Genomic DNA, 11,382 nt, shown 5'->3' with positions numbered 1-11,382 from the left:
TAAGAGAGTTAGGCGAGTTCATGTCCCAGCTCAGCCATGAGCGCATGCGTGATTGCTTCTGTTGTGACATTTTAGATGACCTTAAGGATGAAGTTTGATGAAAATCACACTAGCTTAATACGCCGTAGCAGAAGATTCGTACTCTTGCAGTTCAGGCCCGCAATGGCACCAACACTCTGGAAGACCGTAAGGCCCTTGGCAAAGAGGCATCCGCTCTTGCCCAGGAGATCACTCGTATTGCCAAGCAGACCAAGTTTGGCGGCTCCTTAATCCTCGACGGCGCTGGCACCAACTCCATCATGACCAAAGGCGGCGGTGGCGGCCAGAACCAGGGCAAGGACGAGATTGGTAAGCTTACTCTGCAGGTTGGTGCCAATAAGGGCGATACCATAGATTTTGAAGTTCATGCACTGAAGTTCTCGCAGATTGCATCTGCAGCTGGCATGCAGACTAATGATCTTACAAAATTCTGGAGCAAGGCTGGCGCCAACAACAAGCCTGACCAGATTTCATTCTCCAAGATCGAGAGTGTTGAGGCTGCCATCACCGGTTTAGATGCCATGATTGGTGCAGTAGATGCCGCTCGTGCTGGCCTGGGCGCTATCCAAAACAGATTATGTATACTGTTTTAACAACTCTAGTGTTTCGCTATAATTACGATAAATAAGGCATTCTTTCCCTATACTCTATTCATAACTTCTCAATTTTATAACCTGCCAATTTCCCCCTTTCCTACCTATCCCCCTCCGTCAGGCTTGTACAGAGCTCCCGACTTAGCTCGTCATATTTCTAAACTTCCCTTTCCTATCATATTTGTCATAATTTTGTCCTGTTATTTTAATATTGATCTATTTATATCTAATACCGTAAAGTGTTCAGCAGGGACTGTTTGACTTACAATTATTAAGTATAGAGATTTTAGGCACAAAAAAATCGCAATCTGCGATTCAGATGCGATTATCAAGCATTTGAGATTGATTTTGCAGTAAACTTTGTGATTATTAAAACAGTATACATAACCTGTTTAATGTATAGCTATACATTAAACAGATTGGAGAGCTCCATTAGAAACCAGGCAAACGTTTCTGCCAACCAGGCTGACGCCCGCAGCAGAATTCGTGACGCAGACTTTGCCGAAGAGTCTGCCAACCTGTCACAGCAGTCCATTATTCAGCAGGCTGCTACCTCCATGCTCATGCAGGCTAACACCCGTCCACAACTGGGTCTGTCCCTGTTAGGCTAAGGTCAAATACCAGTAATTACTGACAGTCGGTCTAAATAAACCGATTGCAATTCAAAGCCCGCTGGCACAATGCCTGCGGGCTTTTTCGTATCTGGATACCTGTAAAACATGAACAGATTTTCCTTAAGAGCTGTCAACCGCAGATCATGCCGATCGAGCTGCAAGTGACATTATTGCTCGTAGATGTTCCATATTATACTTTACATAACAATATGTATATATTGCAAATATTACAGTTTATTCTTTACATATCGTTATGTATTGCATATCAGATTAATTATGGACTCAATGCGTTATGGAGCGCAACTGTTCTGGATTGAGCTCTAAGGTTCGTTCTGGATAACAGCTGTTCTGGATTGAGCTCTAAGGTTCGTTCTGGATCTCAGCTGTTCTGGATTGAGCTCTAAGGTTCGTTCTGGATCTCAGCTGTTCTGGATTGAGCTCTAAGGTTCGTTCTGGATTGCAACTGTTCTGGATTGTGCTCTAAGGTTCGTTCTGGATTGCAACTGTTCTGGATTGTGCTCTAAGGTTCGTTCTGGATCGCACCTGTTCTGTATTGAGCTCTAAGGTTCTTTCTGGATCGCAGCTGCGGATAATTGAGAACTCTATAGCGTTCTGGATTGCAGCTGGGCGCATTGTTGCTGAGGTTGCTGAGGGGGCTGGCCGGGACGGCCATGGGCGGGATTTGGAGTTTTGCTGTGGGGCGGGGATGACAAAGCCCGGCATGGCCGGGCTTTGTGAGGGCCGGATAACCCGGCCCGGGAGGTGCTGCCGCTGGCAAAGCCAGGGCGCTGCGGCCAGCGCTGCTGGCGCTGGGCGCTGGAGTTTGGATATTAGGCGCGGCGCTCGTTTGACTCAGGATCGAAGACGTGGTCGACGTTCTTGAGCTGTGGCTTGTTCTGGTTCCAGTATGGGGACAGCTCACGCAGACGGCCGATAATACCTGGCAGAACCTCGATGGTACGATCGATCTCAGCCTCAGTGGTGAAGCGGGATAAGGAGAAGCGGATAGTACCGTGAGCACAGGAGAATGGAATGCCCAGAGCCTGCATTACGTGAGATGGCTCAAGGCTCTCGGAGGAGCATGCAGATCCTGAGGAGGCGGCAATACCGTACTCATTTAACATGAGAAGAATAGCCTCACCCTCAATGAACTTGAAGCCTACGTTCAGGGTGTTTGGAGTACGCTCAGTCTGATCGCCCATTACCAGAACCTCAGGAATGGTCTTTACGATGGCATCCTGCAGCTTGTCACGCAGCTTGCGTACGCGGGTGTCCAGCTCGTTTAAGTGAGCCTTGGCCAGCTCACAGGCAACGCCCAGACCTACGATGTATGGTACGTTCTCAGTACCGGCGCGACGGCCTCTTTCCTGGTGACCACCGTGGAGGTATGGCAGGAAGCGGGTACCACGACGAACGTATAAGGCACCTACGCCCTTAGGAGCGTGCAGCTTGTGACCGGAGAAGGAGAGCATGCGTACCTGAGTGTTCTTAACATCTACAGGAATCTTGCCCACAGCCTGAACAGCGTCAGAGTGGAATACTACACCACGCTCGGCAGCAATCTCGGAAAGCTTTGGAATGTCGTAGACATTACCAGTCTCATTGTTAGCCCACATAATGGAGGCCAGAGCGGTCTTGTCAGAAAGCAGCTTTGCCAGATCCTCAGGATTTAAGTCACCCTTGGAATTTGCCTCAAGATACTTGACGGTAACACCACGGGCTGCAAGGAACTCACAGGTGTCGATAATAGCCGGGTGCTCCAGACGGGTGGTAACAATCTCATCCTTGTTCTTCTGGGTCCATAAGGAGGTCCATAAGGCGGCGTTATCAGACTCGGAGGCACAGGAGGTGAAGATAATCTCATCAGGGTGCTCAGCGCCGATTAAGTCAGCTACCTGCTCACGGGCACGGCTGATGGCCTTCTCAACAGGAACACCAAAGCCATGCTGAGAGGAAGGATTACCGTAGAAGGTAGTCAGGTAAGGCATCATGGCCTCAACTACCTTTGGATCGATCATTGTGGTGGCGTTGTTGTCCAGGTAAATGCCGGTACCTGCACCCATGTTATTTGTATCCATCTTTTTTCCTGCAATTGCCTCATGCCCCCTGATTTGGGGAGCGGCGGGCAGCTGTAAGTTTTATCCGGGCCGGATTTTCATCACAGCAAGGCGATTTTCTGCAATGTCTTATCACTGATATCGCTTTGCCTGGTGCCAGTATCATCTGTATTAGTGCTGGCGCAGTGAAACAAAAGGTGAGCGGTGGGCAGACAGACTGTCCTGTGGGCAGGTCATCTGTCCATGGCATGATGAGGCGGCAGGTCTGACCTGTGTCAGTGGCTGCATAATCCCCGCACCCTTCCGGGCCGGTACTTTCAGTACCATGATTGAAACTGTTTTGACCTTTGACAGTCGGGGAGAGCCAGGATTTACCTGGAGCGCTGGGCCTGTGGTGCATGGCACCGCCCTGCTGTTCTCAGCTGGTAGTGCATGGCACTGGTCAGCTGTTCTGAGCTGGTGATGCAAGGCACTGTCCTGCTCTCTTCCCCGGCCGGCAGCTGACTGCGTGGTCAGTCTGCCGGCTGTGGTCCATCAGGGAGGGCTTTGCTAATTGCGCTCCTGTTGCCTGATGTCCTTGCGATCTGCGCTGTTAGACGGAGATCTTGAGCTTGGAGAAGTCAGCGCCAAAGGCGGCTTCAAGCTTGGTCTTTAAGAAGTTTAAGGTCATGTCGTGCATCATGCCGGTAGCGATGTTGCCGGTGAAGCGGAACTTGATCTCATCGCCGTTAATGCCCAGCAGGCTGATGCGGGAGCCGTCGGTCAGGCCTGAGTTGAGCTCCTTGACTACGCCGTCAACTTTCTGGAAGTGTGGAGAATCCAGGGTAGCACCATCAAATGAAGTGGTGTTGCCGGTGCTGCAGCCACAGCTCTTGTTCTCGGTAGTGGTGGCAATCTTGATGCCCTGAACAGGAGTCTGAGCAAAGCCTGGACGTGGGGTACCGCAGCGCTCCAGGTCAACCCAGACCTCATCGATGATTTCTTCGATGCGCATGTGACAGCTCTGGCAGCCGCCGCCAGCCTTGGTGTAGTTGGTAACTTCCTCAACGGTGGTGAGGTGGTTTTCCCATACTACCTTCTTAATCTTGTTGGCACCGACGCCGAAGCAGTGGCAGATAATCTCGCCGTCTTCGTCGTGAATGTGCTCATAGGTCTTGCCGTGGTAGTTGGCAATGGCAGCGTCTAAAGCTTCACGGCCCATTACGGAGCAGTGCATCTTCTCAGCTGGCAGACCGCCCAGATAGTCAGCAATCATCTGGTTGGTAATCTTTTCAGCCTCGGTCAGGCTCTTGCCAATCAGCATCTCGGTTAAAGCAGAGGAGGATGCGATGGCGCTGCCGCAACCATAGGTCTGGAAAGCTGCATCTTCGATAATGTCGGTGGTTGGATTGATCTTTAACATTAATCTCAGAGCATCACCGCAAATAATCGAGCCCACGTCACCAACAGCATTGGCGTCTTCAATAACACGTGCGTTGCGTGGATTCAGGAAATGATCTTTAACTTTTTCAGAGTAATCCCACATAGCTAAAAGCCTCAATTAAATTCGGTGAAACAGACAGATTCATTCCGTCTGGTGCCGGACATAACAGATCCGGGCATAAGCGGGACATCCTGTCTCCGTCATACCTCTGCCAGGCACTGGGTCAACTGGGCTGACCTGAAATCAGCGCGTTGATTTTAGATCCTGAAAGCCCTCATTACAAACCATATTCCTGACCTTCAGGATATCCATGGATTAATGGCTTCATTCACTTGGTTCTGTTGTTAACTCCTGCATAAACAGGCCTGAATTAACGGCATACAATTTTACAGGAAATAACACAGGTGATAATGCAAAGATTTAGCAAATGCTAACCTGTCCCCAACAACTGATCAAAAGTACCATTCATGGTGGAGAGCTCACCTGGCATCAACAGGCATATAAATCACAGCCACAGGCGGTTGTCGCTATTATTGCACAGTATTACAAAAGTAGATTAATAAAATGCTAAAAGCACCGGTATGCCCCGTCTGATTTAGGGAAAATTTTCACTTCCGACATCGGTTTTTACCATTTGCCTGCTGTATCGTGCCCTGCCCCTGCCATTGCCTGACTTAGCCCCACAGGATGCAGTCATGACCAAGGCTATGGCCATCTGTAGCGCTGGCACAGAGCTGTTGCTGCGCATGCCCAGCTGACGCATCGGCAGTGCGTCATGGCTGCGCACATACAGCTATGAGCAATGGGATGGCTGGCCGGGACGGCAGTTGCCGTGCAGCCGGCTGGCTGCACGGGACAGCGAGTGGCAGCTGCGGTGGCCAGTGCCAGACCATTGCGCTGACCATTGCAGGTGCTGTGACCGGGCGGCTCGGGCTGCAAGGGGGTATAATGACGCCAGCTTTTAACTTCCCGGTCAACAGAGCAAGGGGTATGCATGACTAATCAGGCAAAAGCAAGAGAAAGCCTCAGCGACATGGTCAACCGTGACATGACGCTTTCTGAGCAGATTGGACTGACAGTAAGACTGAGTATGCCGTCAATCATGGCTCAGCTGTCCTCAATTGCCATGCAGTATATCGATGCTGCCATGGTGGGCAGTCTTGGAGCTCAGGCATCAGCCTCCATAGGTCTTATGATGGCCCCAATCTGGCTGTTTACCGGTATCTGCATTACCTCAGTGTCAGGCTTTTCCGTACAGGTAGCTCATCTGCTGGGCGGACGTGACGAGGTCAAGGCACGTATCGTAGTGCGTCAGAGCTATGTGGTCCTGATGATCTTTGCTCTGGCCGTTTCGGGAGTTGCCTGCGCCCTTGCCTCATCCCTGCCGCTATTTCTCGGAGGTTCTCCGGAGATTGTGGGGCACTCAGCTGCCTACTTCACTATCTACATGGCAGCCCTCCCTCTGTTCCAGCTAAACTTCCTGTCAGCTGCCATGCTGCGCTGCTCAGGCAATATGCTGCTGCCAGGCATGCTCAATATCATGATGTGCGTGCTGGATGTTATCTTCAATTTCATCTTTATCTTTGAGACCAGGATAATCGATCTGCCTTTATTTGGTCCGGTTGAGGTCTATGGCGCCGGTATGGGCGTTGAGGGTGCTGCTGCCGGAACAGCGGCAGCCGCCGGTATTACCGGTATTATCATGACCTTCTTCCTTACCATGCGCTCACCGTCCCTGGCCCTGCATATTGATAAGGGCTCATTCCGCCCTACTCTTGAAGTGGTAAGACGAGCACTGCGTATCTCCCTGCCTATTACAGCTCAGCAGTTCATGATCAGCTCAGCCCAGATTGTGTCCACCATGATTGTGGCTCCGCTGGGTACTGTGGCCATTGCCGCTCACTCTTTTGCCATAACCATTGAGGCTATCTGCTATATGCCGGGCTTTGGTATTGGTGATGCCGCCACCACTCTGGTAGGTCAGTCCATTGGTGCCCGCCGTTTTGACCTTACCCGTCGCTTTGCCCGTATTACTCTGAGCTTTGGCACTCTGGTCATGGCTGTCATGGGCATGCTTATGTATATCTTTGCCCCTGAGGTCATGGCTGTAATGACTCCTGATGAGCATGTACGTCAGCTGGCAGTTGACGTGCTGCGCATTCAGGCTTTTGCCGAGCCGCTCTTTGCCGTAGCCATCGTGGGCTATGGCATCTGCGTAGGTGCTGGTGACACCTTTATCCCAAGCCTGCTCAACTTCGGCTCCATGTGGCTTATCCGCCTTGGCATGGCCTGGTATCTGTCCTTAAGCTACGGCCTTACCGGTGTCTGGATTGCCATGGCCGTTGAGCTTTCTATCAGAGGCATGCTCTTCCTTGCCCGTCTGCGCTGGGGCAACTGGATTAAAACCATGAACTGACCGGCCCCAGCGCCGTCGCAGCGCCAGCGCCATGGCCAGCCTCGGCCGTTAGCCGTACTTTGCCGGGCCTCAACATGCGCCATGGCTCCTGCCATGGCATCAGCAAGGGGCGCGGCCCTGTCACGGCCCTGGTCTTGACCACTGCGGTCCACGCATCAAACAGCAAAGCCCCACACAGAGGCTGATAACAGCTTTTGTGTGGGGCTTTTGGCTTTTCTTCTGATCAGAGTGTTCACTCGTCAGTCAGGCTGCGGCTACAGGGGAATGCCCTTGCACTCAAAGCCCTCTTCGGTGATGGCACTTGATATCTGCTCGTCGCTTAGCTCAGGTGCTGCCTTGATGCGGGCACACTTGTTTTCAAGAGATACCTCAATGACCTCACAGCCAGGCAGAGCGCTCAGAGCCCGGGTCACACTGCGTACGCAGTGCTGACAGCTCATACCCTCAATCTGTACTGTTTTTTCCATAAACTCACTAACCTCACTTTGCTGTGCAAAAGCCTGAGCCTGCAGACTGCCACTGTGTACTGCATCCGTACTCTGCAGACTGTCCTTACAGCCACACTCGCCACTGCTCTCCCCGCAGCAGCTGCCACTTTCAGAGTCAGGCTCTGAGCTGGCGGCGCTGGTACTGGTACTGGTGCTTGTACTGGTGCTGGTACTTGTGCTGGTGCAGGACTGGTCATCAGCGCTGCAGGCGCAGCCATGGCCTGGGCTGCAGCATGAGGATTCACTGGCTGTGGAGCTGGCCGGAGCGGCAGCTGCCTGGGAGCCGGTTGCGGCGTCAGCTGCCGGCAGTGGTCCGCCGGTTACGGCCACACGTGCAGGTAAGGACAGGTCAAGGCGGGCGGCGGTATTCTTTTGTTTGGCAAGGTCACCACCGTGCTGGGAGCCACAGACAGCATAGTTTTCGCACTCTTTGCAGGCCATGGCCTTGCAGTGTTTGGTAGAAACACCAGCAAGGGCATTGAGAGGCATGCTACGCAGTCTCAGGGCATTGCCTACCACGCACACTGAGCTCATGCTCATGAGCAGCGCGGCCACCATAGGGTTGAGCTGCATGTCAAACTGAACAAAGAGACCGGCGGCCAGTGGAATACAGAAGATATTGTAGACAAAGGCCCAGAAGAAGTTTTCCTTGATATTGCCAAGGGTAAGCTTGGACAGAGCAATGGCACGGGCAATGGTGGTCAGATCGTCACGCATAACAATGATGTCCGCACAGGATGCGGCAATATCGGTGCCTCCGGCCAGGGAAATACCGACATCACTGGCAGCAAGAGACGGAGCGTCATTAATACCGTCGCCCACCATGGCTACGACATTTTCCTTTCCCTTGAGCTTATTTACCAGGTATGCCTTGTCAGACGGCATACAGGCTGCTTTCCAGGTATCAATACCGGTTCTGCGGGCAACAGCCTCCACAGTTGAGAAACGATCACCTGAGACCATAAGCGGCCGCACGCCCTGGATATGGAGCATTTTGACCATTTTCTGGGCTGATTGACGGACACGGTCACCAAGGTAAAAAGCAGCCAGCTCCTGACTGGCATCAAACAGATGCACGAGCAGATACTGATCAAGGCGCTTTTGCTCAGAGCTCTTTTCACTGGCCGCAACATAAGCCTCCTCAAGACGCTCCCGGCTTTCAGCAATATCAGCCCGGCTGCTGTGCATGCCCTTCATAAATTCGGTACTGCCCATGTAGTAAACATGGCCCCGTACCTTCATCTCTACACCACGTCCCTCATGGACCTTGAAGTACTCAATGTCCCCATCACCAAAGCCGGTAAGACGGGCCATTTCAGCGGCGCTGACCGCGCCAGCTCCGGCAGCGCCTGCACTGGCTGCGCCGGCGCCGGCGCCGGCTCCGGCTGTTGCAGCTGCGCCGGCTGTGGCGACTGCGCCAGGCGTGCCCATTGCTAAATGGTCATCCGTGGCAGCCGGTGCTGATTCCCTGACCAGCTCGTCGCGGCACCAGGTGGCAAGGGCACGGGCAATTGGGTGCTCAGAGCGCTGCTCCATGGCAAGTACCAGCTGCAGAGCCTGAGTGCGGGTCAGAGGGCTGCTCTCGTGCATGTCTGCCCTGGCAACCGACATTTTGCCTGCGGTGATGGTGCCGGTCTTGTCAAAGACCATGATATTGACGCGGCTTAACTGCTCAATGGCCTCAGGGCTCTTAAAGAGAATACCCATGGAGGCTGAGCGGCCGGTAGCCACCATAATGGCAGTTGGGGCTGCAAGGCCAAGGGCGCAAGGACAGGACACCACCAGTACGGATACGGCAAAGGTCAGTGCCGTGCCTGGAGGTGCTCCCTCCATAATCCAGATGATGGCTGTTACCAGAGAAATGAGCATTACAGCCGGCACAAAGAAAAAGGAAATGCGATCGGCTATACGGGAGATAGGAGCTTTCTGGCTGTTGGCTTCATCAACCAGGGCAATAATTTTCGACAAGGTGGTATCGGCACCAGTCTTAAGTACCCGGCAGACCACATAGCCATCGCGCATGAAGGTAGCCGAGGTGACAGGAGAACCCACCTTGCGGGTTACCGGACGGGCTTCACCTGTCAGGGCGCTTTCATCAAAAACACCCGATCCTTCAATAACCACGCAGTCGACACCGACGCGATCGCCATTGCGCAGGATAATCTCATCGCCAGGCACAATGTCATCAAGAGGCACAGTGGTCTCTTCAAAACCGCCCTTGCCATCAGCAACACGTTTGACCGCCGTATCCGGGGCCAGCTCATATAGAGCGGCAATAGCGCTGACGGCCTTATGCCTTGCTTTGGCCTCAAAATACTTGCCCACTGATACCAGAGTAAGAATGGCTGCCACAGACTCAAAATACAGTGAGTAATGATCATGCAGGTGAGCAGCATCAAAGCCCGGCGGGATTAGATAAAGGCTGTAGCACGAAAAGAGGAAGGAGGCACCGGCACCAACGGAAACCAGAGAGTCCATGTTGGGCGCAAATCCAAGCATGGCCTTAAAACCTGAGGTGAAGTAATGATAATTGAGCACCATTACAAAAAGACTTATGGCCAGCTGAACCCAGGCACTGACAAGAGCATCACTGATAATGCTGATACCCGTCATAGGACCCATGGAAACAATCATCAGCACTACGGTAAGCACTGCCGAAGCAATCAGGGAAAACTGTCTTCTGGCAACATCACGTGCCTCAGTCTCACCGGCAGCCGACAAAGAGGTCCCATCACCAGCGCGCCCTGACCTGCCATGGGCACCGGAGCTCAAAGCCTGAGCTTCATAGCCTGCTCCCTTAACAGCGTTGCAGATAAGGTCATCTGAGCAGCTGCCACCCTCAAAGCTTACAGCCATGGTGTTCTGCAGCAGCTGGACGGATACGGACTGAACTCCGGGCACGGCGGCTACGGCCTTTTCAATACGTGCCTGACAGGCCGCACATGACATACCTTTGATGGCAAAACTCTGCCTGTGCATTTCACTCATGATTTCTCCTCACTGCGGCATGGCTCCGCAAGGGTCAAACACCATTACACATCAAAAAATTCACCTGCTGTATGCTGAAGCCAACAGCTGCATGCTGCAGTTGCAGGCCCAGCAGGCAGCATCCGCCGCCCGGCTCTGCAGATGGCAGAGCGCAGCCTGCCGGGCAGCCAGTCAGCTCTTTGCGCTGTGATCCTGAGTTAAGGCACGCAGGACGGCCTGAGGCAAGGTGACTTTCAGTAAACTGCTTAATCTGAGATTGCTCAGCCCAATGCGTTAACCGGCTGTGTGATGACGTCTATGCCGGTTAAGCAGATGACGTGAAACTGCAGTGTATAACCAAAATCACAACCCGATAAGCGCCATAAGACCGAAAATATGACCCAGTCCAAAATTTTGGACCGATAAAAAAACCCGTTTCCCAGCCAAATCAGCCTCAAATCACCACGAAATCACCGCAAAATCAGCAAAAAACCGTCCCAGGGCACGATCTGACGCCTCCACGGCACAACACGACCGTACTGCAAAAGAAACTTTGCCACCTGCCCGGAACATTGCACGAGCCTGACAGGCCCATGGCTGACCCTGCCATAGACATGATTTCGTTTTTACAGGGCCCATAAAACAGAAAAGCCAAGAGCTCTAGTATCAGATTTCAAAAGTTTTGACCCACTGAGTACTAGCACTAAATACGTATCGTAATCTGCAAATATATAGTAGAATCAGGGCTTATGAAAAAAGTAGAATGCCCTGATTCACAGGCTGCC

Annotated in this window: 5 protein-coding genes and 1 pseudogene; 3 read left to right on the top strand and 3 right to left on the bottom strand. The window is 52.6% G+C overall.

Annotated elements, in window-relative coordinates; all coding sequences use genetic code 11:
• The first annotated feature begins 299 nt into the window (after nucleotides 1-299).
• Together MXE39_RS12440 and MXE39_RS12435 are read left to right on the top strand one after the other, a co-directional pair.
• Nucleotides 300-632 (top strand): hypothetical protein, encoded by a 333-nt coding sequence (locus MXE39_RS12440; RefSeq protein WP_246979000.1) that lies wholly within the window; start codon nucleotides 300-302, stop codon nucleotides 630-632.
• Between the two features lie 413 nt (nucleotides 633-1,045).
• Nucleotides 1,046-1,243, top strand: a pseudogene (locus tag MXE39_RS12435) (flagellin); the annotation flags it as partial.
• A gap of 833 nt (nucleotides 1,244-2,076) precedes the next feature.
• Here the strand turns inward: MXE39_RS12435 and nifS are convergent.
• A complete protein-coding gene (gene nifS / locus MXE39_RS12430) occupies nucleotides 2,077-3,324 on the bottom strand; it encodes a cysteine desulfurase NifS (RefSeq protein ID WP_246979001.1) in 1,248 nt (415 codons plus the stop codon).
• A gap of 571 nt (nucleotides 3,325-3,895) precedes the next feature.
• Nucleotides 3,896-4,828, bottom strand: a complete 933-nt coding sequence (gene nifU / locus MXE39_RS12425) for a Fe-S cluster assembly protein NifU (protein WP_246979002.1) — start codon at nucleotides 4,826-4,828, stop codon at nucleotides 3,896-3,898.
• Nucleotides 4,829-5,720: 892 nt separating this feature from the next.
• Between nifU and MXE39_RS12420 the strand changes: the two genes are divergently transcribed.
• Complete coding sequence (locus MXE39_RS12420) at nucleotides 5,721-7,142, top strand: MATE family efflux transporter (protein WP_246979003.1); 1,422 nt, start codon at nucleotides 5,721-5,723, stop codon at nucleotides 7,140-7,142.
• A gap of 254 nt (nucleotides 7,143-7,396) precedes the next feature.
• Here MXE39_RS12420 and MXE39_RS12415 read toward each other — a convergent pair whose 3' ends face one another.
• Nucleotides 7,397-10,618 carry a heavy metal translocating P-type ATPase gene (locus tag MXE39_RS12415; protein ID WP_246979004.1) on the bottom strand — a complete coding sequence of 1,074 codons (3,222 nt, stop codon included), beginning with the start codon at nucleotides 10,616-10,618 and terminating at the stop codon, nucleotides 7,397-7,399.
• Nucleotides 10,619-11,382 lie beyond the last annotated feature (764 nt).

It is taken from the genome of Anaerobiospirillum sp. NML120511 (assembly GCF_023050955.1).
GTDB lineage: Bacteria > Pseudomonadota > Gammaproteobacteria > Enterobacterales > Succinivibrionaceae > Anaerobiospirillum.
Note: the sequence above shows the minus strand (reverse complement) of the source record. Positions and strands in the feature narration are given on the sequence as shown.